Origin of the sequence: Rhodococcus sp. BP-332, assembly GCF_019836065.1 — a bacterium.
In the GTDB taxonomy this organism is placed as follows: domain Bacteria; phylum Actinomycetota; class Actinomycetes; order Mycobacteriales; family Mycobacteriaceae; genus Rhodococcoides.
In genome coordinates, this window is record NZ_JABUEC010000004.1 from 307,528 (window position 1) to 327,629 (window position 20,102).

Genomic DNA, 20,102 nt, shown 5'->3' on the forward strand with positions numbered 1-20,102 from the left:
CCACCATGACCGTTCTCGACCGCACGACCACCACCCGCACCTGGCTGCCCGTGTCGCTCGGCATGCTCGCCGTCGCCTGGGGCGGCAACGAGTTCACGCCGCTCCTCGTGATGTACCGCGAGGGTCACGGCTTCTCGCCCGTCGTCGTCGACGTGTTCCTCTTCGCCTACGTCGTCGGCATCGTGCCGGCCCTGCTGATCGGGGGCCCGCTCTCGGATCGCTACGGACGGCGGCCGCTCATGGTGCCCGCGCCGGCCGTCGCCGCCGCGGGATCTCTCGTCATCGCCCTCGGCGCGCACTCGGCCCCGATCCTCGCGACCGGCCGCGTGCTCAGCGGCATCGCGTTGGGGCTGGGTATGGCCGTCGGCGGCAGTTGGTTGAAGGAGCTGTCCGCGGACGGCTCGGGTGCCCGCCGTGCCGCCATGTCGCTCACGGGCGGATTCGCCACGGGCGCGGGGGTCGCCGGGGTGCTCGCGCAGTGGGCGCCGTGGCCCGAGGTGCTGCCGTACCTGGTGCACGTCGCGTTGGCAGCACTGGCCACCGTGGCCCTGCTCGGGGTGCCCGAGACGCGAGCGCGTGCGGTGGACGGCGCCTCGTTGCTGTCCGATCTGCGTATCCCGTCGGCGGGTCACCGTCGGTTCGTGTCTGTCGTTCTTCCCATGGCGCCGTGGGTCTTCGGCGCGGCCAGCGTCGCGTACGCAGTGCTGCCCGGTCTGATGGCCGACCACTCCGGCGCGTTCCCCATCGCGTTCTCCGCACTGCTCGGCGTGGTCGCGCTGTCGTCCGGCTTCGCCATCCAGGCCGTCGGCCGACGCATCGACACCGCGTCGAGTGCGCGCGCCGTCCTGGTCGCGCTGGGCATCATCGTCGTCGGCATGGTGCTGGTCTCGGTCGCCGCCGACGTGCTGACGATCCCGATGGCGCTGCTCGCCGCCGCGGTGCTCGGGTGCGGCTACGGCATGGCGATGGTGTCGGGCCTGCAGGAGGTGCAGCGCATCGCGGGACCGCGTGATCTGGCCGGACTCACCGCGGTGTTCTACTCGGTGACCTATCTCGGCTTCGCGGTGCCGGCGATTCTGGCGCTGCTCGTGCAGGAGTTCCCCGACGCGATCACCTACCCCGAACTGTTCACGGCCGGTGCGGTTCTCGCCGCGATGTCATTGGTGCTCGTCGCGACGAGAACGCGGTCGCACCTGCCGTCAGGGCAGTCGGGGTAGCCGCTTCTTCTCGAGCCAGGACTCCCAGAACTCGTCGGTGCTGCCGTACTGCTTCGCCAACCCGACGAAGTCCGACGTCGCCACGGTGGCGTGGCGGAAGGTCGTGGTCCACTCGCGGATCAGATCGAAGAACGCCGCGTTGCCGATGGTGCGCCGAAGTGCGTGCAGGGCAAGGGCTCCGCGCTTGTACACGCGGTCGTCGAACATGTCCTCCGGTCCTGGATCTCCCAGCACGATGTCCTGCGGCAGGGACGACAGGCGGCTGTGTGCGCGGGTGGCCTCCTGGTGCGCGGACGGTCCGCCCGAGCTCTCCGACCAGATCCACTCGGAGTAGCAGGCGAAGCCCTCGTGCAACCAGATGTCGCTCCACCGCGCGATGGTGAGGCTGTTGCCGAACCACTGGTGCGCCAGTTCGTGGGCGACGAGTCGCTCGTACTCGCGGTCGCCGTCACAGTGATTGGCGCCGAAGATCGACAGCGTCTGTGCCTCGACGGGGATCTCCAACTCGTCGTCGGTGACGACGACGGAGTACGACTCGAACGGATAGGGGCCGAACGACTCGACGAACGTCTCCATCATCTGCTGCTGACGGCCGAAGTCGTGATCGAAGTTCTGGCGCAGACGCGCCGGCAGGATCGCGTCGATCGGCACGGGGGAGTCGCTGACCCGGTGCTTCTCGTACTGGCCGATCTGCACGGTCGCGAGGTACGAGGCCATCGGTTCGGGCTGGTCGTACACCCAGGTGGTGCGCGAGGACTTCACGTACTTCCGCGTCAGTGTCCCGTTCGAGACGACGTGGTACGGGGAGTCGGCGGTGATCGAGATGGTGTACGCCGCTTTGGAACTGGGATGGTCGTCGCACGGGAACCACGATGCGGCGCCGTTGGGTTGGCTCGCGACGAGGGCGCCGTCGGTGAGCTCCTCCCACCCGACCTCGCCCCACACGCTGCGGATCGGTGCGGGGTTGCCGCTGTAGGCGACGGTGGCCGTGAAGGAGGCGCCCTCGTCGATGGCACGCTGCAGCGTGACCGTCAGCTTGCCGCCCCGATGGGTGAACCGGACACCGCGCATTCCGGCGACACTCACCTTGGACGGGGTGAGGGCCGGACCCATGTCGAGCGCGAACTTGGTGATCGACCGGGTGGCCACCGCGTGCACGACGGCCTTGCCGGACAGGCGGTTCGACTGCACCTTGTACTCGAGGTCGAGGGAGTATCGCTCGACCGAGTACCCGCGGTTGCCGTTCTGCGGCAGGTACGGGTCGATGGGAGAGTCCGGCATCACTTCTCGGTCCAGGGTGCGATGGGGTTGCCCTGCCACCGGCTGGACTCCGGCACGGTGTCACCGCGCATGACCAACGACGCCGGACCGACGGTCGCTCCTGCACCGATTCCTGCCGCGGGGAGTGCGACGCAATGCGGGCCCAGCGTGGCGCCCGCCCCCAACGTGACCGTGTCCATGCTCATGATCCGATCATGGAACAGATGTGTCTGCACGACGCACCCTCTGTTGACGGTCGCGCCGTCGCCGAGGGTGATGAGGTCCGCCTCCGGCAGCCAGTAGGTCTCACACCAGACTCCCTTCCCGATGTGGGCGCCGAGCCAGCGCAGCCACAGGTTCAGCACCGGGGTTCCCTCGGCGGCGCGGGCGAACCACGGGGCGGCGACGACCTCGACGAACGTGTCGGCCACTTCGTTGCGCCACACGAACGAACTCCACAGCGGGTGCTCCACCGCACCGATGCGGCCGACGAGCGACCACTTGGCGACGGCGGAGATTCCGGCCGCGACTGCGCCGGCGATCAGCAACACGACGCCGCTGAGCAGGGCGGCGGCCCAGTAGCCGAGCGTTCCGGCGATCCAGGTCAGGGTGGCGAGCACGCCGAACCCGATGCCGAACGACACGACGACGGGCACGAGTCGACAGGTCTCGACCACGGCGCGGGCGATCTTGAGTCGCCGCGGCGGGTCGAAGGTGCGGGTGGTGTCGGACGAGTTGGGCGCTCGGCGTAGGCGCACCGGCGGGCTGCCGAGCCACGACGATCCCGACTTCGCCTTGGCGGGTGCGGCCGACAGCACGGCGACGAGGCCGTTCTTCGGCACGCGTCGACCCGCGGCCGCCATGCCGGAGTTGCCGAGGAACGCACGCTTGCCCACCTTGGCCTCGCCGAGCAGCATCCAGCCGCCGCCGAGCTCGTAGCTGGCGATCATGGTGTCGTCCGCCAGGAACGCACCGTCGCCGACGGTCGTGAACTTCGGGACCATCAGGACCGTCGATGCCTCCACGTCCTTGCCGATGGTCGCGCCGAGCAGCCGGAGCCATCCCGGAGTGAGCAGACTCGCGTAGAGCGGGAAGAGGAACGTACGGGCCGAGTCCATCAGGCGTTCGGTGGCCCACACCTGCCAGCCGATGCGACTGCGTACCGCGTGGTGGCCGGGAATCAGCCCGATCGACAGCAACCGCACGGACACGAGCGTGACCGCTGCGAAGACGAGCAACGACACCGCGGTGGCGGGAGCGAGCAGCGCCAGCCCGAGGCCGATCGCACCGAGCAGGGTGGTCGCGTGCGCGACTCCGACGGCGACGAGGAGCAGACCCGCGGCAATGGACAGGAGGGGAAGTCCCGACAGCAACAGCGACGTCACGCCGTAGACGGGCACCCAGCCGCGACCGCGCGGCGGCGCCTCGTCCGGCCACGGGTGCATCGCCTTGCCGACCTTCGCGGCGGGCGAGCCGGACCACTGCTGACCGGCCTTGACCTTGCCGGAGACTGCCGATCCCGCGGTGATCTCGGCGCGGCGGCCGATCCTGGCTCCGGGGAGCAGGGTCGACCGCGCACCCACCGTGGCGCCGGCGCCGACCTCGATCGAGCCGATGTGCACGACGTCGCCGTCGATCCAGTAGCCGGACAGATCGACCTCCGGCTCGAGCGAGCATCCGTCACCGAGAGTCAGCATGCCGGTCACCGGAGGCAGGGTGTGCAGATCGACGTCGCGGCCGACCGTCGCACCGAGTGCGCGGGCGTAGTAGACCATCCACGGCGCGCCCGACAGGTTCGAGGCACCGCTGGCGTCGGTCAACCGGTTGGCGGTCCACAGCCGGAGGTGCACGCTGCCGCCGCGCGGATGGGCGCCCTCCGTGACGCCGCGCATGAGGAGCCGTGATCCGGCGACGGAGATCGCCATCCGGCCCACGGGCGTCACGAACAGCAGGAACCCGAGCGCGAGCCACCACCAGGACACCGTCGGCAGCCAGGGGCGGGGAGCGAACCAGCTGAACGTGTTCGCCATGATGCCGAGCCAGGTCACCCATTGCAGCCCGGTCAACGTCGTCAGCGGCAGGGTCGCGAGGACCTGCACCACCTGGGCCGTCCGGGGTGTGGGGACCACGATGCGCTTGGCGGTCACCGGCGGGGGGACGAGCGAGTCGAGCAACGCGACGAGCGAGCCGAGTCGCGGATGGTCGTAGAGCTGCGCGACCGTGATCTCGGGGAAACGCTCGCGCAATCGAGTCACGAGCAGTGCGGCCGAGAGCGATCCGCCACCGGCAGCGAAGAAGTCCGCGTCCAGGGATCCGATCTCGGCGCCCAGCACGTCGCTCCACAGCTCGGCCACCCAGCCGGCGGTCCCGGCGAGAGAGGCGTCGTCCGGAGTCGAACCACGCTTGGGCAGCGGCCACGGCAGAGCCGCGCGGTCGACCTTGCCGGAGGTGCGGGTGGGCAGTTCGTCGACGAGTGCGAGACGCGGAACCATCGCGGCGGGAAGCTGTTCCGCGAGGAGCTCGCGCGCGCGGACGAGGTCGAAGTCCGGGTCGGTGCTGGCGAGATAGCCCACCAGCACGGGTGTTCCGGAGCCGGTGGTCCGCACTGCGGCGGCTGCGCCGCTCACACCGGGGAGGGCCTGCAGGGCGTTGTCCACCTCACCGAGCTCGATGCGGCGCCCGCCGACCTTCACCTGATCGTCGGCGCGGCCTTGGAAGAGCAGCCCCTCGAGCTCGAGCCGCACGAGATCGCCGCTGCGGTAGGCGCGGTCCCAACCGAGAGTCGCCATGGGAGCGTACTTCTCGGCGTCCTTCACCGGATCGAGGTAACGCGCGAGGCCGACGCCACCGATGACGAGCTCACCCACCTCGCCCACCGCGACCGGCTCCTCGTCCGGGCCCACGACGGCGAGGTCCCATCCGTCGAGCGGCAGCCCGATGCGCACCGGTCCGACACCGTCCATGAGAGCGGCGCAGGCGACGACGGTGGCCTCGGTGGGCCCGTAGGTGTTCCAGACCTCGCGGCCCGGAACAGCCAGTCGCTCAGCGAGATCCGGCGGGCAGGCCTCGCCTCCGAAGATGAGCAACCGGACGTCCTCGAGCGCTTCGCGAGGCCACAGCGCCGCCAGGGTCGGCACCGTCGACACCACGCTGATGTCACGTGCGACGAGCCAGGGGCCGAGGTCCATGCCACTGCGTACGAGGGAGCGAGGCGCGGGAACGAGGCAGGCGCCACTGCGCCAGGCGAGCCACATCTCCTCGCACGACGCGTCGAACGCCACGGAGAGCCCCGCCAGCACCCGATCGCCCGGGCCCATGGGTCGGTCCTGCAGGAACAGTCGCGCCTCGGCGTCCACGAACGCCGCCGCGTTGCGATTGCTCACCGCGACGCCCTTGGGCTTGCCGGTCGAGCCCGAGGTGAAGATGACCCAGGCGTCGTCGTCGGGTGTGGGATGGCCGACCGGGCGCCCGGTCCCCGCGGTGTCGGTTCGGGTGACGCCGCCGTCCGCGATGATCGCGGTGACGCCGGCCTCCGAGAACACCAGCTCGGCCCGCTCGTCCGGGTCGTCGACGTCCACCGGGACGTAGGCCGCACCGGCGGCGATGACCGACAGGATCGCCGCGTAGAGCGAGTAACTGCCCGACGGCATGCGGACCCCGACGCGATCGCCGGCGCAGACGCCGTGTCGGGACAGCCACCGAGCGCCCTCGTCGATGTTGTCGAGCAGTTCGCTGTAACTGATGGTGGTGTCGCCGTCGTCGATGGCCGGCGCATCGGGGAATGCCCGCGCGGTGTCCTCGAGGATGTCGACGAGGGTGCGCACCGGGGCCGCCACGGAGGAACGGAGGTAGGCCTCGGGAACACGGGTCTGCAGTGACAAGACGAACGGCCTCTCGCATCGAACAGGGACGACGGAACGCTGGCGGGTGTGACGACACGTTATTGCACGCCCAGTTTGCGGGTTGGTGAACAACTCCGCCGACCCGGCGCGCGTGCGGCGAACCAGTTGACAACTCGGGCGACCGTTTGCCATCCTGCTTCCAGGTCACGAGTACCAGCATCAAGCCCCGGCTCGCTGGTCGGCAACCCTCCTCCGCGGTGGGGTGCTCCGGGTGACGACCTGGCCGCGCTCCGACGACGGAGGCGGCAAGCGCGGATCGACGCCTCTCGTCAGATCGCGGCCCTCGTGCCGTGCGTCGATCCCTCGACGGAGGGATTCATCATGACCACAGTTCTGCAGCGCCCCATCGCATCCGTGCACGGCCGCGACCAGCAGGTGACGTGTGCCGACGGCCGCACCACTCGCAGCATCGATCTCGACTACGCGGCCAGCGCTCCCGCGCTCGACGCGGTGGTCGAGCGAGTACGAGAGGTGTTGCCGCACTGCGCGAGTGTGCACCGCGGCGCCGGCCACAAGTCGCAGGTCTGCACCCGGGAGTACGAGTCCGCCCGGAACACGGTGCACCGCTTCTGCGGCGCGGATCCCGACGACGTGGTCGTGTTCACGCGGAACACCACCGACGCGCTGAATCTCCTGGCGGGCTGCGTTCCCGGGGACACGGTGGTGCTGGACATCGAGCATCACGCGAATCTGCTGCCGTGGCGGAACCGCCGGGTGGTGGGATCGGCGGACTCGGTCGAGGAGACCCTGACTCGGCTCGGCGACGAACTCGCGTCGAGACCTGCTGCGCTGCTTGCCGTCACGGGTGCCTCCAACGTGACGGGCGAGGTCCTGCCCCTCGATCGACTCGCGGATCTGGCGCACCGACACGGTGCCCGCATCCTCGTCGACGGGGCGCAACTCGTTCCGCACCGCGCCGTGGACATCACCGCGGCGGGCATCGACTACCTGGCTTTCAGTGGTCACAAGCTGTACGCGCCCTTCGGAGCGGGAGTGCTCGTGGGACGGCGTGACTGGCTCGATGTGGCCGAGCCGTACCTCGCGGGCGGTGGAGCCACCCGGCACGTGTCCGTCCTCGGTGCGTCGGTCGACATCGACTGGGCGCCGTCCCCGGCGCGGCACGAGGCCGGCACACCCAATCTCCTCGGCGCCGTCGCGATCGCCGCGGCGTGCGACGAGATCGGCGCGATCGGCCACGGTGCCGTCGCCACTCACGATCAGGAGTGCACGGACGCCCTGCTCGGCGGGCTCACCGCTCTGGCCGGTGTGTCGGTCCTCCGCCTGTGGAGCGACTCCGCCGACATCGTCGGCATCGTGTCCTTCACCGTAGACGGTGTCGACGCGGGTGCACTCGCCACCGCGCTGGCCGACGATCACGGCATCGCGGTGCGGGCCGGGAAGTTCTGCGCCCACCCCCTCCTCTCGCGGGTCGGCGCGGCCGACGGTGCCGTGCGGGCGAGCATCGGGCTGGGGACCACCGCCGACGATGTCGACCGGTTCGTGGAGGCGGTGCGTGTGACGTGCCTCTCACTGCGGGATCGCGTCACCACCGGATCGTTAGCATCAGCATCATGACGAGGAGCAGGTTGTGGGGTCGACGACACGTCGACCTCTGCCGTGCGACCTCGACCGCCTGTCCGGTCCGGTGATCGTGCGACTCACTTCACCCCACAGCCTCCGCTGCACCCACGACTGACTGGACAACTCATGACCACGGTGTCTTCCGACTCCCTCGTCTTCCTCGACGGCGTCTCCGGTACCTCCCCGGACGTCGTCCGGTTCTCCGCCGCCGATCTCTCCGAGGCCCAGAGCCGCTACGCGACCCTCAAGGCCGAGCACCCCGGTGCTCGTGTCGTGGTGGACATCGACGTGCACATCGCCGCCGACGCCCGGACCGCCCGCCGCGAGGTGCTGGCGTCGGACAGCAAGCCTCGCCCCGGCACGCTGCAGTACGTCGGCACCGCGTCGGGTCTCGCAGGCCTCGTCGCCGACATCGTGACGGTCGACGTGGCGGACGGCGTGACCCTGCGTCCGGTGGTGGAGCAGACGCGGGAGTCCGTCGTCCGGGCGATCACCACCGAGGTGGTGCCCGCCCTGGAGGTTCGGCGCCTGCGCGCGTCCTGAGGCTCAGCCCTCGCGGGTCTCGGGGCCCATGTCCACAGCGAGCCCGGCGGTGATGCGCAGCAGTTCGGGGTAGGTCGTGCGGAAGAGGGTCGCGGGGTGACCCGCTGCAGCCCACAGCCGTTCGAAGCGTTCCAGCGCGGTGTCGACGAACGTCGGCAGATTCGTCGGGTGGCCCACGGGAGCGATCCCGCCCACCGGTTGCCCGGTGGCGTGTTCGACCACGTCGATCGATGCGCGGGTCAGCGTGCCCTCGAGACGTCGACCGGTGGCATCGAGGTCCACGTTGTGTGCACCCGACACCAGCAGCAACACCGGGTCGTCGTCGAGCAGGAACACCAGCGACTTGCAGACGGCACCGAGCGGAACCCCGCTCACCGCCGCGGCCTGACGCGCCGTGTGCGTCGGCTCGGACTGCGTCACGATCACGCCGTGATGACCTCGGGCGATCAGAACGTCCGACACGTGTGCCGCAGCGGGATGGTGGATCCGCGTCATGGTCGCAGGATAGTCAGTCCACGCCGCCGGGACATCCGGTGAGCGGGAGCGCTGGCTATCCTGACCGGATGACACACACGGATGCGTGGAAAGCCTTCACGGTGACGACCGACGCCCATGTCGCGACGGTGACCCTCATCGGCCCGAACAAGGGCAATGCGATGGGTCCCGACTTCTGGTCGGAACTGCCTCTCGTCTTCTCCGCGCTCGACGCGGACCCCGAGGTACGCGTCATCGTGCTCGCCGGCTCGGGCCGCAACTTCAGCTACGGTCTCGACCTGCCCGCCATGGCAGGCGATTTCGGTGCGGTCATGGGGGACAAGGCACAGGCCGGTCCGCGCAGCACGTTCCACGACATGATCAAGCGTATGCAGGCGTCGATCAACGCGGTGGCCGACTGCCGCAAGCCCGTGGTGGCCGCCGTGCAGGGGTGGTGCATCGGCGGTGGGATCGATCTCATCTCGGCCGCCGACATCCGCTACGCCAGCGCGGACGCGAAGTTCAGTGTGCGCGAGGTGAAGGTCGCCATCGTGGCGGACATGGGGTCGTTCGCCCGTCTGCCCGCGATCATCGGCGACGGTCATCTTCGCGAACTCGCGTTGACCGGAAAAGACATCGACAGTGCCCGGGCGCAGCAGATCGGTCTGGTCAACGACGTGTTCGACGACGCGGAGGCCGTGCTCGCCGCAGCGCGTGCCACGGCCGCCGAGATCGCGGCGAACCCGCCTCTCGTGGTGCACGGGATCAAGGCGGTTCTCGACCACGGTCGCGTTGCGGCAGTGGAGGATTCGCTGCGCTACGTCGCCGCGTGGAACGCTGCGTTCCTGCCGTCCGAGGATCTGACGGAGGCCATCACCTCGGTGTTCGAGAAGCGCCCCGCGTCGTTCCAGGGCAAGTAGAGAGACCCTGGTGGAACGGCCCGATCAGCGGAAGGCGCTCTTCGGGTCGTTCCACAGCTGATCGGTGAAGTCCTCGAGGACGACGAGCACCACCGAGTCCTCGGCGCGGCGCAGGATCGACTTGCTCGCCCGGACCTGGAGGATGTCGCCCTTCGAGTCCGTCATGCGCCAGAGCGAGTCGGCGCGGGTGGCGACGGTGGTCAGGAACGTCTCGGCGATGTTGACTCCGAGCGGTTCGTTGGCCGGGAAGATGTCCTGCAGTGTGAGGGTCTCGTTCGACCGGGGGGACTCCTCGTCGAAGCCCATCAGTTCGTCGAAGGCCTCGTTGGCGAAGACGACCGTGCCGCCGGGCTCGACGGCGAGGACGGCCAACGGAATGCGGTCGAGCACGACGGTCACCGGCAGTGACGGGAACTGCGTCGTGGTCGAGACCGCCTCGGACGTGGGATTTCTCCGGTCGCTCACAGCGTCACTCATCGGTGGTACCGCACCCTTACGTCGTGGCTCGTTCGTCCTGACACGGCCCGGGGGACCGCGGATGCGATGCTATCAGCGGACAGCACCGCATCCGGGTTTCCGACGGTCTCTAGTGGTCGCCCTGGTTCTTCAGGCGCTCGACCGATGCCTCGAACTCCGCCTCGGCCTCGGCGCGGCCGACCCAGTTGGATCCGGTGACGTGCTTGTTCGGCTCGAGATCCTTGTAGTGCAGGAAGAAGTGCTCGATTGCGTCGAGCTCGAACTGCGAGACGTCCGAGAGATCCTGGATGTGGTCCCACCGCGGATCGCCCGCCGGGACGCACAGCACCTTGTCGTCGCCGCCGGCCTCGTCGACCATCTTGAACATCGCCACGGGGCGGGCCTCGACGAGGACGCCGGGGAACACGGACTCCGGCAGCAGGACGAACGCGTCGAGCGGATCGCCGTCCTCACCGAGGGTGTTCTCGATGAAGCCGTAGTCCGCGGGGTAGCCCATCGCCGTGTAGAGGTAGCGGTCCAGGCGCACTCGCCCGGACTCGTGGTCGACCTCGTACTTGTTGCGCTGACCCTTGGGGATCTCGATGGTCACGTCGAACTTCACGTCCACTGTCCTTTGCTCGGTGGCCCGGCTACCTGCTCGGCGGCCACGTACTGTCGTGCAGTCGTCTGTCGGGCGCATCGAAGGACGCGCCGGTGGTCAGACAGTAACCGGCCGCGTCGATAGGGTGCGAGGAGAGGTGCATCGCCGGAGAACGGCCACGGACCCGCGAGTGGAGGAGAGACGTGAGCTCAGGGAAGCGGCCGTCCGGCACGCCGTTACGCACGCGCGTGCTGCTGATCGGAGCCTCGGTCGTGGTGCTCGTGCTGGCGATCGTCGGCGTCGCGCTGATCACCCCCACGCTCTCCGAGGACTCGACACCCGTGGCGACCTCACCCGAGCCGTCGCCCGTTCTGCCCGCCCCGCAGGTGGTTCCGGTCTCACCCGACGCGCCGAAACCGAGCCCGGCGGGCCTCGAGGCGGTGCTCGCCGCACCCCTGCGCAATCCCGATCTGGGCCGCTTCACCGGATCCGTCGCGGACGCGATCACCGGCGAGGTGTTGTGGAGCGCCGATGCGGACACCCCCATGACGCCGGCGTCGACCACCAAGATCCTCACGGCCGCGGCCGCCATGATGGCGCTGCCGGCCGACCACCGTGTGACCACCAAGGTCGTGGCGGGCGACGCGGCCGGTCAGGTGGTGCTCGTCGGTGACGGCGACCCCACGCTCACGGCGGAGCCGGTCGGACGACCCGGGTTCTACGACGGGGGAGCCCGCATCGACGACCTCGCCGAACAGATCCGCAGGTCCGGCACGACCGTCACGTCCATCGCCGTGGACGGCGGCGCGTACTCGGGGCCGGAGCAGGCGCAGGGCTGGTTCCCCGGCGACGTGGCCGCCGGATACATCGCACCCATCGAACCGATCACCCTCGACGGGGGTCGCTCGGTGCCGACGGTCGACGAGTCGCCGCGCAGCGCCACTCCCGGTCTCGACGCCGGTCGGGCGTTGGCGCGTGCTCTCGGCCTGGACCCGGCCGTCGTGACTGACGGTCGCGCGCAGTCCGGTGCCGGATCTCTCGCGACGGTGCAGTCCGCGCCTCTGCGGCAGCGGCTCGGGCAGATGTTGGGGTTCTCGGACAACGTGCTCGCGGAGGCCGTCGGTCGCGAGATCGCCGAGGAGGTGGGCCGGCCCGCGTCGTTCGACGGGGCCACGGACGCCGTCCTGGAGACACTGCAGAAGAACGGCGTCGACGTCACCGGAGTCACGCTCGAGGACACCAGCGGACTCTCCGTCGACAATCTCATCCCTGCCCGGGTGCTGGGCGCGCTCGTCACCCGGGCCGCCGGGTCCGGCACCGAGAACCTGCGGCCGATGCTCGACTACCTGCCCGTCGCCGGTGCCACGGGCACGCTCGCCGCCCGCTACGCGTCGGGTGACCGCACGGCCGCGGGGTGGCTGCGCGCCAAGACGGGAACGCTCTCGACCGCCAGTGCGTTGGCCGGATACGTGACCGACGAGAGCGGCCGGGTGTTGACGTTCGCGTTGATGTCCAACGACAGGCCGCCCGAGGTCGGTCGTCCGGCCCTGGACGCACTCGCGTCGACGCTCCGCTCCTGCGGCTGCACCTGACCGGTCGATTCCGAGAGAGAACAGGGGTGAGGGCATGTCCGACACTGGTGTGATCGATTGGGGTCTGGCCGCCCGGACGGGTGCCCGGCTCGCACCACGGGGGCCGAAGACGTCGCGGTACACCGCGGACGCGGCGCTGCGCGAACTGGCCGACGCGTCGGTACGCGCCGAGGGCCCCGTGCGCGAGGTCACGGGACTCGCCGACGGTCTGCCCGTCCCGGCGGCGCGCGTGCTCGATCGGCCGGAGTGGATCGCCGCCGCGTCCGAGTCGATGCGGCACCTCGTCAGTGACTCCGACGGCGACGACAGTTCGTTCCTCGGCGGCAAGCCGGGCGGCGTGCAGGCGGGCGCGATGCTGGCGTTCCTGTCGACGGCCATTCTCGGGCAGTACGACCCCTTCACCGGTCCGGACGGAACGCTGCTGCTCGTGGCACCCAACATCGTCTCCGTGGAGCGATCGCTTCGCCTGCGGCCCAGCGACTTCCGACTGTGGGTGTGCCTGCACGAGGTGACGCACCGCGTGCAGTTCTCGTCGTCGCCGTGGCTCGCGGGTTACATGAAGGACAACGTCACCACGCTGCAGGGCGGCGCGGACGAGCCCCTGGCCGACGTCGTGGGACGCCTCGCGGCGGCGGTGCGGTCCCGCGGGCAGGACGGCGGCGACGGCGGCATCATCGGTCTGCTCCGGGCGACGCAGGCACCCGCGCAGCAGGAGGCACTCGATCGTCTGCTGGTGCTCGGAACGCTGCTCGAAGGCCATGCCGACCACGTGATGGACGCGGTGGGTCCCGCGGTGGTGCCGTCGGTCTCGGCGATCCGCAAGGCCTTCGACGCCCGTCGCACGCGGAAGCAGAACCCGGTGCAGCGCGTGATCCGCGCGCTGCTCGGGATGGACGCGAAGATGGCGCAGTACGTCCGCGGCAAGGCGTTCGTCGACGCCGTCGTCGGCCAGGTCGGCATGGAGCGTTTCAACACCGTGTGGACCGACGCGGACACGTTGCCGTTGCTCTCCGAGATCGAGGCGCCGGAGAAGTGGACGCAGCGAGTTCTGGGATGACCGGCGTCCCGGCATGACCGGGGCACGCCCGATGCCGGAGGGCCCGCACCTGCTCACGGTGCGGCGGGCGGTGCGCGCCTGGTTCGGGGAGCACTGCCCGGAGCGCGCCGTCGTCGTCGGGCTGTCGGGTGGTGCGGACTCGCTGGCGCTCACCGCCGCCTGTGTGGCCGAGGGCGCGCAGGTGCACGCCGTGGTCGTCGACCACGCGCTGCAGGCGGGTTCGGCCGAGGTGGCGCACAGGGCCGCCGAGCAGGCACGAGACCTCGGGTGTTCCCGCGCCGAGGTGAGGACCGTGTCGGTGACCGGGGCGGGTGGACCCGAGGCCGCGGCCCGGCGCGCCCGGTACGCCGCTCTCGACGCGGTCCGCGGTGACCGCCCGATCTTGCTGGGCCACACGCTGAACGACCAGGCCGAGACCGTCCTGCTCGGACTCGGCCGCGGATCCGGGTCCCGATCGCTGCGGGGGATGGCGGCCTGGGACCCGCCGCGAGGTCGTCCGCTGTTGACCGTGCGCCGCGAGTCCACCGTCGGCGCGTGCGCCGAACTGGGTCTCGCCGCGTGGGACGACCCGCACAACCTCGACCCGTCCTTCGTTCGGGTCCGACTCCGCGGCGAGGTGCTCCCGCTGCTGGAGGACGTCCTGCACGGCGGTGTCGCCGGCGCGCTCGCGCGCACCGCCGACCAGCTGCGCGAGGACGGCGCCGTTCTCGACGCACTCGCCGCGGACATCGCCGTGTCCGCCCGCGTCGGCGACGCGCTGGAGGTGTCCGCCCTCGTGGAGGTACCGGGTGCACTCCGTCGGCGGGTGATCCGCGAGTGGCTGGCCGACCGGGGAGTGCCGTTGCGCAACGAGGCGCAGGTGCGCGCCGTGGACGATCTCGTCGGCGCGTGGCGCGGGCAGGGCGGCGTCGCGGTGGCCGGGGGCGGCCCGGTCGAGAGGTTGGTCGTCGAGAGACGACGTGGCAAGCTCGACCTGGTTCGGTGGACCGGCCGGGCCGCGAGCGAGTGAAGGGACACCCGTGTACGAGGGCGACATCGCATCGATCCTGATCTCCCGAGAGGAGATCGACAAGCGTATCGCCGAGCTGGCCGAGGAGATCGCCGCTCGCTATCCGGTGGGGGCTCCCGAGGGTGATCTGCTGCTCGTCGGAGTTCTCAAGGGCGCCATCATGTTCATGACGGATTTCGCACGCGCACTGCCGATCCCGAGCCAGCTCGAGTTCATGGCGGTCAGTTCGTACGGATCGTCCACGTCCTCGTCGGGCGTCGTCCGCATCCTCAAGGACCTCGACCGCGACATCCACGGCCGCCACGTCCTCATCGTGGAGGACATCATCGACTCCGGTCTGACGCTGTCGTGGTTGATGAAGAACCTCGCCACGCGCCAGCCCGCATCGCTCGAGGTGGTCACCCTGCTCCGCAAGCCCGACGCGGTGAAGGTGGACGTCGACGTCGCGAACGTCGGCTTCGACATCCCGAACGAGTTCGTCGTGGGCTACGGCCTCGACTACGACGAGCGTTACCGCGACCTTCCCTACATCGGACTGCTGGAACCCCGGGTCTACGGAGGCTGATCGAATGTCGCGCGAACAGGTCGGCCCCACCGCCACGTCCATCGCGGACGACGTCCGGAACGGGCGGGTCCAACCTGCCGCGGTAGCCCGAGAAGCGTTGGACCGCATCGCCGCTCGGAACAACGACCTGCACGCGTTCGTCGTGGTGCGTCCCGACGAGGTGCTCCGGGAAGCGGACGCGGTCGCCGTTCGAGCGGATCTACGGGCCCTGCCGCTCGCCGGCGTTCCGGTGGCGATCAAGGACAACGTCCCGGTGACGGGCTACCCGATGCGCAACGGTTCGCTCGCGACGTCCGACACTCCCGCCGCCGCGGATCACCCGGTGGTCGCGCGCCTGCGCGGCGCGGGCGCCGTGGTCGTCGGTCTCACCTCGGTTCCCGAGCTGTGCCTGTGGGGCGCGACGGACGGTGCCGACGGCATCGCCCGCAATCCGTGGAACCGTGACCTCACCCCGGGCGGATCGTCCGGTGGCGGCGCCGCCGCGGTCTCCTCGGGCATGGTGCCCGTCGCCCACGGCAACGACGGCATGGGGTCCATCCGGATCCCCGCCGCGAACTGCGGACTGGTCGGCATCAAGCCGGGGCTCGGCCTCGTCCCGTCCGAACTGGGCAACGGCTCGTGGTTCGGCATGTCGGAGAACGGTCCGTTGACCACGACCGTCGCCGACGCGGCGCTCCTGCTCTCGGTCATGGCGGACGATCCGGATCTCGCCTACGTCGACGCTCCCGAGACCACGCGCATCGGGGTCGCCGTGGAGTCGCCGTCGCCCGTCGTGCGAGTGGATCCCCACTTCCGGCAGGCCGCACTCGACGTCGCCCGGGAGCTCGAGCGGATCGGGCACCGCACCAGCACGGCAGCGCTGCCCTACCCGGCCAGTCCACTCGGGCAGCTCGCCCGCTGGACGGCCGGCGGAGCCGCGGACGCCGCCGGGCTCGACGTGTCGGCGCTGCAGAAGCGAACCCGTCGCCACATCGCGGTGGGTCGGCGAGCGGCACGGTTCGTGCGGCCTTCGCAGACCGAGACGCTCACGCGACGCATGCGCTCGTACTTCGAGAGTGTCGACGTGGTGCTGACGCCGGCGCTCGCCGCGCCGCCGATCCGTGCGGACCGGTGGAGCGAGCGCGGGTGGGCAGCCAACATGGCGGCCAACATTCGCTACGCACCCTTCGCGGCACCGTGGAACTTGCTGGGGTGGCCGGCCGTGAGTGTGCCCGCGGGACTCCATCCCGAGTCGGGGACTCCGCTGGCCGTGCAGCTGGCGGGCCCTCCCGGGTCCGAGCGTCGACTGCTGGCGCTCGCGGCACAGATCGAACAGCATCGGCCCTGGCCACGCACCGCGGCCGACCGGTAACACTCGTCACGCGCAGCTGGGCGCGGGAACCTCACCGCGTGTCGGCGCGTTGACCGAGATGTGCGCGCCGCCCGGCCGTCCGCATCCGCGGTAACCTGGCTTGTCCGGTGCGCAACCGGCAACGATCGAGAACTGCTGCCGGCCGACCGACGCGAACCATGACCACCTGCCTGTGAGTCCGACTGCCATCGAGGGCGACGCTGTATGAACCGCAAGACTTTGTTCCGCAACCTGGCGATAGTCGCCGGCATCCTGTTGGTGATCTTCGCCTTCAGCTACTTCGGCGACGACACGCGGGGGTGGAAGAGTGTCGACACGTCGGTCGCCGTCGCGCAGCTCGACGACCAGAATGTGCAGACCGCGCAGATCGACGACCGTGAGCAGCAGGTTCGTCTGACGCTGAAGAGCGGCAACGACGCCACCGGCAACGAGACGCAGATCATCTCGCAGTACCCGGACGCCGCGTCGCAGCAGATCTTCGACAAGGTCGCCGCGTCGGGTGCCGAGAGCTACGACACCGAGGTGACGCAGGACAGCTGGTTCACGTCGATCCTGGTGTTCCTGCTCCCGATGATCATCCTGCTGGGCATCTTCATCTTCGTGATGTCGCGGATGCAGGGCGGCGGGCGCGGCGGTGTGATGGGCTTCGGCAAGTCCAAGGCCAAGCAGCTCACCAAGGACATGCCGAAGACGACGTTCGCGGACGTGGCAGGCGCGAACGAAGCGGTCGAAGAGCTGTACGAGATCAAGGACTTCCTGCAGAACCCGGCCCGCTACCAGGCACTCGGCGCGAAGATCCCCCGCGGCGTGCTGCTGTACGGCCCTCCCGGAACCGGCAAGACGCTGCTCGCCCGCGCCGTCGCCGGTGAGGCCGGCGTGCCGTTCTTCACCATCTCCGGTTCCGACTTCGTCGAGATGTTCGTCGGCGTCGGTGCCTCACGTGTGCGCGACCTGTTCGAGCAGGCCAAGCAGAACAGCCCCTGCATCATCTTCGTCGACGAGATCGACGCCGTCGGTCGCCAGCGCGGGGCCGGTCTGGGCGGCGGACACGACGAGCGCGAGCAGACCCTCAACCAGCTGCTCGTCGAGATGGACGGGTTCGGTGAGCGCACGGGCGTCATCCTCATCGCCGCCACGAACCGTCCCGACATCCTCGACCCGGCACTGCTGCGCCCCGGCCGCTTCGACCGCCAGATCCCGGTCGGCGCCCCCGACCTCGCAGGACGCCGCGCGATTCTCGCGGTGCACTCGAAGGGCAAGCCGATCGCGCAGGACGCCGACCTCGAGGGTCTGGCCAAGCGCACCGTCGGCATGTCGGGCGCGGATCTCGCGAACGTCATCAACGAGGCCGCACTGCTCACGGCGCGGGAGAACGGCACCGTGGTCACCGAGGCCGCCCTCGAGGAGTCGGTGGACCGCGTCATCGGCGGACCTCGACGCAAGAGCCGCATCATCAGCGAGCACGAACGCAAGATCACGGCGTACCACGAGGGTGGTCACACCCTCGCGGCGTGGGCGATGCCCGACATCGAGCCGATCTACAAGGTCACCATCCTCGCCCGCGGCCGCACCGGTGGTCACGCGATGACGGTGCCGGAGGACGACAAGGGCCTGATGACGCGCTCCGAGATGATCGCGCGCCTCGTCATGGCGATGGGCGGCCGCGCTGCCGAGGAGCTCGTCTTCCACGAGCCGACCACGGGAGCGTCGTCCGACATCGACCAGGCGACCAAGATCGCTCGCGCCATGGTCACCGAGTACGGCATGAGCAGCAAGCTCGGCGCCGTCCGGTACGGCCAGGAGCAGGGCGATCCGTTCCTGGGCCGCTCGATGGGCGTCCAGTCCGACTACTCGCACGAGGTCGCCCGGGAGATCGACGGGGAGGTGCGCAACCTCATCGAGGCCGCGCACACCGAGGCATGGGCCATCCTGAACGACTACCGCGACGTCCTCGACATCCTGGCCACCGAGCTGCTCGAGCGCGAGACGCTCACGCGCAAGGATCTGGAGAAGATCTTCACCGGCGTCGAGAAGCGTCCCCGCATCACCGCGTTCAACGACTTCGGTGATCGAGTTCCGTCGTCGAAGCCCCCGGTGAAGACGCCGCGCGAGCTCGCGACCGAGCGCGGGGAGCCGTGGCCCCCCGTCTCGATCGTCAAGGAGCCGAGCTACGCCGGCCAGGCCCAGAACGGTCAGGCACAGAACGGCCAGAACGGCCACGCCCAGAACGGGCACGGCCAGAACGGTCACGGTCAGAACGGGCAGGGCCAGAACGGGTCGACCCCGAACGGTCAGGGTGGCGCACATCGCGGCGGCCGTCCCGGCTCCTCGATGCCCGACTACGGCGCACCGGCCGGCTGGTCCGCACCGGGATGGCCTCCTCGCGAGAACGAGGCACCGCGGTACCCGGAGCCGCAGGGTTACGGCCAGCCGCAGGGCTACGGGCAGCCGCAGGGCTACGGGCAGCCGCAGGGCTACGGCCAGCCGCAGGGTCAGGGTGTCCCGCAGGGCTACCAGGGTCCGCGTGGGTACCAGGAACCGCGCGGCTACGACGAGCCCCAGCCCTACCAGGAACCCCAGCCCTACCAGGAACCCCAGCCCTATCGGGAACCGCAGGCGTACCGGGAACCGCAGCCTTATCGGGAGCCGCACCAGGATCCCCAGCCGTACGGGCAGTACCCCGGTTCGGGTGTGGGGGAGCCGGCTCAGCCCGAGCCGCGGTACCGCAACCCGCAGAACCCGGAGGGGCAGTACCAGCCTCCGCGTGACGAGGCCGAGGATCCCCAGCTGCCGCCGAACACCCAGCGGTGGGAGGGCCCGGACGCGCGCTAGAGTCGCTCGTCCGACCCTCTCGTCCGTGCGGCCGCACCCGCCCGCACATCACTCCGGCTGCTCTGATCCATCGGCAGCGCGTCCGTCAGCGAAGGGACCCTCCCGTGTCCGTCAACCAAGCCGATCAGTCGATCGACGAGCCCGTGTCCGTGGTGTCCGGTCGGACGTTCGATCAGGAGCGCGCCGAGGCGGCCGTTCGCGAGCTGCTGCTCGCGGTGGGTGAGGACCCCGAGCGCGAGGGGCTCAAGGACACGCCCGCTCGAGTGGCGCGTGCATACCGGGAGATGTTCGGCGGACTGTTCGTCGATCCCGACGAGGTACTGGGAACGACATTCGACGAGGCGCACCGCGAGCTGGTCCTCGTGCGGGACATCCCGATGTACTCGACGTGCGAGCACCACCTGGTGTCCTTCCACGGCGTCGCGCACGTCGGCTACATCCCGGGCAAGTCGGGCCGGGTGACGGGCCTGTCGAAGCTGGCGCGGGTCGTCGACCTGTATGCGAAGCGGCCGCAGGTGCAGGAGCGTCTCACCTCGCAGGTCGCCGACGCGATGATGCGCAAGCTCGAACCGCGCGGAGTCATCGTGGTGATGGAGGCCGAGCACCTCTGCATGGCGATGCGGGGAATCCGTAAGCCGGGCGCCAGCACCACCACCTCCGCCGTGCGCGGTGTGTTCCAGTCCAGCGCGGTGTCCCGGTCCGAGGCGCTGGATCTCATCCTTCGCAAGTAGGCGCCGCTCGT

16 protein-coding genes and 1 riboswitch are annotated in these 20,102 nt (G+C 70.0%); of the genes, 11 read left to right on the forward strand and 5 right to left on the reverse strand.

What is annotated here, in order from left to right; genetic code table 11:
• The first annotated feature begins 5 nt into the window (after nt 1-5).
• Nucleotides 6-1,217: an MFS transporter gene (locus HQ314_RS16740; protein ID WP_222650653.1), complete on the forward strand. Its 1,212-nt coding sequence runs from the start codon at nt 6-8 to the stop codon at nt 1,215-1,217.
• On the opposite strand, the gene HQ314_RS16745 is transcribed toward HQ314_RS16740, so the two are convergent.
• Both HQ314_RS16745 and HQ314_RS16750 read right to left on the reverse strand, forming a co-directional pair.
• Entirely contained in the window at nt 1,200-2,498 is a 1,299-nt protein-coding gene (locus HQ314_RS16745) for a M1 family metallopeptidase (RefSeq protein WP_222650654.1), read from the reverse strand. The two genes, HQ314_RS16740 and HQ314_RS16745, sit on opposite strands and share 18 nt — an antisense overlap.
• Nucleotides 2,498-6,358 (reverse strand): Pls/PosA family non-ribosomal peptide synthetase, encoded by a 3,861-nt coding sequence (locus HQ314_RS16750; protein ID WP_261781764.1) that lies wholly within the window; start codon nt 6,356-6,358, stop codon nt 2,498-2,500. The genes HQ314_RS16745 and HQ314_RS16750 overlap by 1 nt, the downstream gene beginning before the upstream one ends.
• Before the next feature lie 163 nt (nt 6,359-6,521).
• A riboswitch (SAM riboswitch) is annotated at nt 6,522-6,637 on the forward strand.
• A gap of 63 nt (nt 6,638-6,700) precedes the next feature.
• Between HQ314_RS16750 and HQ314_RS16755 the strand changes: the two genes are divergently transcribed.
• Together HQ314_RS16755 and HQ314_RS16760 are read left to right on the forward strand one after the other, a co-directional pair.
• Complete coding sequence (locus tag HQ314_RS16755) at nt 6,701-7,954, forward strand: aminotransferase class V-fold PLP-dependent enzyme (RefSeq protein WP_222650656.1); 1,254 nt, start codon at nt 6,701-6,703, stop codon at nt 7,952-7,954.
• A gap of 132 nt (nt 7,955-8,086) precedes the next feature.
• Nucleotides 8,087-8,503 carry a hypothetical protein gene (locus HQ314_RS16760; protein WP_037186306.1) on the forward strand — a complete coding sequence of 139 codons (417 nt, stop codon included), beginning with the start codon at nt 8,087-8,089 and terminating at the stop codon, nt 8,501-8,503.
• A gap of 3 nt (nt 8,504-8,506) precedes the next feature.
• Here the strand turns inward: HQ314_RS16760 and HQ314_RS16765 are convergent, their stop codons facing one another.
• Nucleotides 8,507-8,998 carry a YbaK/EbsC family protein gene (locus tag HQ314_RS16765; RefSeq protein WP_056443532.1) on the reverse strand — a complete coding sequence of 164 codons (492 nt, stop codon included), beginning with the start codon at nt 8,996-8,998 and terminating at the stop codon, nt 8,507-8,509.
• 68 nt (nt 8,999-9,066) lie between these two features.
• Here HQ314_RS16765 and HQ314_RS16770 point away from each other — a divergent pair, with 68 nt between their 5' ends.
• On the forward strand, nt 9,067-9,897 hold the full coding sequence (locus tag HQ314_RS16770) for a crotonase/enoyl-CoA hydratase family protein (protein WP_222650657.1): 831 nt from the start codon (nt 9,067-9,069) through the stop codon (nt 9,895-9,897).
• Between the two features lie 24 nt (nt 9,898-9,921).
• Here HQ314_RS16770 and HQ314_RS16775 read toward each other — a convergent pair whose 3' ends face one another.
• Nucleotides 9,922-10,374, reverse strand: a complete 453-nt coding sequence (locus tag HQ314_RS16775; RefSeq protein WP_027506481.1) for a histidine kinase — start codon at nt 10,372-10,374, stop codon at nt 9,922-9,924.
• Nucleotides 10,375-10,483: 109 nt separating this feature from the next.
• Entirely contained in the window at nt 10,484-10,975 is a 492-nt protein-coding gene (locus HQ314_RS16780; RefSeq protein ID WP_027506480.1) for an inorganic diphosphatase, read from the reverse strand.
• A gap of 182 nt (nt 10,976-11,157) precedes the next feature.
• Between HQ314_RS16780 and dacB the strand changes: the two genes are divergently transcribed.
• From dacB to folE, 7 genes are all read left to right on the forward strand, one after another.
• Nucleotides 11,158-12,546 (forward strand): D-alanyl-D-alanine carboxypeptidase/D-alanyl-D-alanine-endopeptidase, encoded by a 1,389-nt coding sequence (dacB, locus tag HQ314_RS16785; RefSeq protein ID WP_307109578.1) that lies wholly within the window; start codon nt 11,158-11,160, stop codon nt 12,544-12,546.
• Nucleotides 12,547-12,580: 34 nt separating this feature from the next.
• Complete coding sequence (locus HQ314_RS16790; RefSeq protein WP_027506478.1) at nt 12,581-13,603, forward strand: zinc-dependent metalloprotease; 1,023 nt, start codon at nt 12,581-12,583, stop codon at nt 13,601-13,603.
• Between the two features lie 13 nt (nt 13,604-13,616).
• Nucleotides 13,617-14,612: a tRNA lysidine(34) synthetase TilS gene (gene tilS / locus HQ314_RS16795; protein ID WP_222650658.1), complete on the forward strand. Its 996-nt coding sequence runs from the start codon at nt 13,617-13,619 to the stop codon at nt 14,610-14,612.
• A gap of 10 nt (nt 14,613-14,622) precedes the next feature.
• Nucleotides 14,623-15,177, forward strand: coding sequence for a hypoxanthine phosphoribosyltransferase (gene hpt / locus HQ314_RS16800; RefSeq protein WP_027506476.1), 555 nt, complete (start codon nt 14,623-14,625; stop codon nt 15,175-15,177).
• 4 nt (nt 15,178-15,181) lie between these two features.
• The gene (locus HQ314_RS16805; protein WP_222650659.1) at nt 15,182-16,528 is read left to right on the forward strand and encodes an amidase; all 1,347 of its coding nucleotides are present in this window, start codon (nt 15,182-15,184) and stop codon (nt 16,526-16,528) included.
• A gap of 204 nt (nt 16,529-16,732) precedes the next feature.
• Nucleotides 16,733-19,360: an ATP-dependent zinc metalloprotease FtsH gene (gene ftsH, locus HQ314_RS16810; RefSeq protein ID WP_261781765.1), complete on the forward strand. Its 2,628-nt coding sequence runs from the start codon at nt 16,733-16,735 to the stop codon at nt 19,358-19,360.
• A 104-nt stretch (nt 19,361-19,464) separates the two neighbouring features.
• Nucleotides 19,465-20,091, forward strand: coding sequence for a GTP cyclohydrolase I FolE (folE, locus tag HQ314_RS16815; protein ID WP_027506473.1), 627 nt, complete (start codon nt 19,465-19,467; stop codon nt 20,089-20,091).
• Nucleotides 20,092-20,102 lie beyond the last annotated feature (11 nt).

Excerpts from the sequence above, each read along its gene's own strand:
- HQ314_RS16775 (WP_027506481.1), bottom strand. The coding sequence starts at position 10,374 with ATGAGTGACGCTGTGAGCGACCGGAGAAATCCCACGTCCGAGGCGGTC.
- HQ314_RS16740 (WP_222650653.1), top strand. The coding sequence starts at position 6 with ATGACCGTTCTCGACCGCACGACCACCACCCGCACCTGGCTGCCCGTG.
- HQ314_RS16790 (WP_027506478.1), top strand. The coding sequence starts at position 12,581 with ATGTCCGACACTGGTGTGATCGATTGGGGTCTGGCCGCCCGGACGGGT.
- HQ314_RS16755 (WP_222650656.1), top strand. The coding sequence starts at position 6,701 with ATGACCACAGTTCTGCAGCGCCCCATCGCATCCGTGCACGGCCGCGAC.
- ftsH (WP_261781765.1), top strand. The coding sequence starts at position 16,733 with ATGAACCGCAAGACTTTGTTCCGCAACCTGGCGATAGTCGCCGGCATC.
- HQ314_RS16805 (WP_222650659.1), top strand. The coding sequence starts at position 15,182 with ATGTCGCGCGAACAGGTCGGCCCCACCGCCACGTCCATCGCGGACGAC.
- HQ314_RS16745 (WP_222650654.1), bottom strand. The coding sequence starts at position 2,498 with ATGCCGGACTCTCCCATCGACCCGTACCTGCCGCAGAACGGCAACCGC.
- HQ314_RS16770 (WP_222650657.1), top strand. The coding sequence starts at position 9,067 with ATGACACACACGGATGCGTGGAAAGCCTTCACGGTGACGACCGACGCC.
- tilS (WP_222650658.1), top strand. The coding sequence starts at position 13,617 with ATGACCGGGGCACGCCCGATGCCGGAGGGCCCGCACCTGCTCACGGTG.
- HQ314_RS16765 (WP_056443532.1), bottom strand. The coding sequence starts at position 8,998 with ATGACGCGGATCCACCATCCCGCTGCGGCACACGTGTCGGACGTTCTG.
- HQ314_RS16760 (WP_037186306.1), top strand. The coding sequence starts at position 8,087 with ATGACCACGGTGTCTTCCGACTCCCTCGTCTTCCTCGACGGCGTCTCC.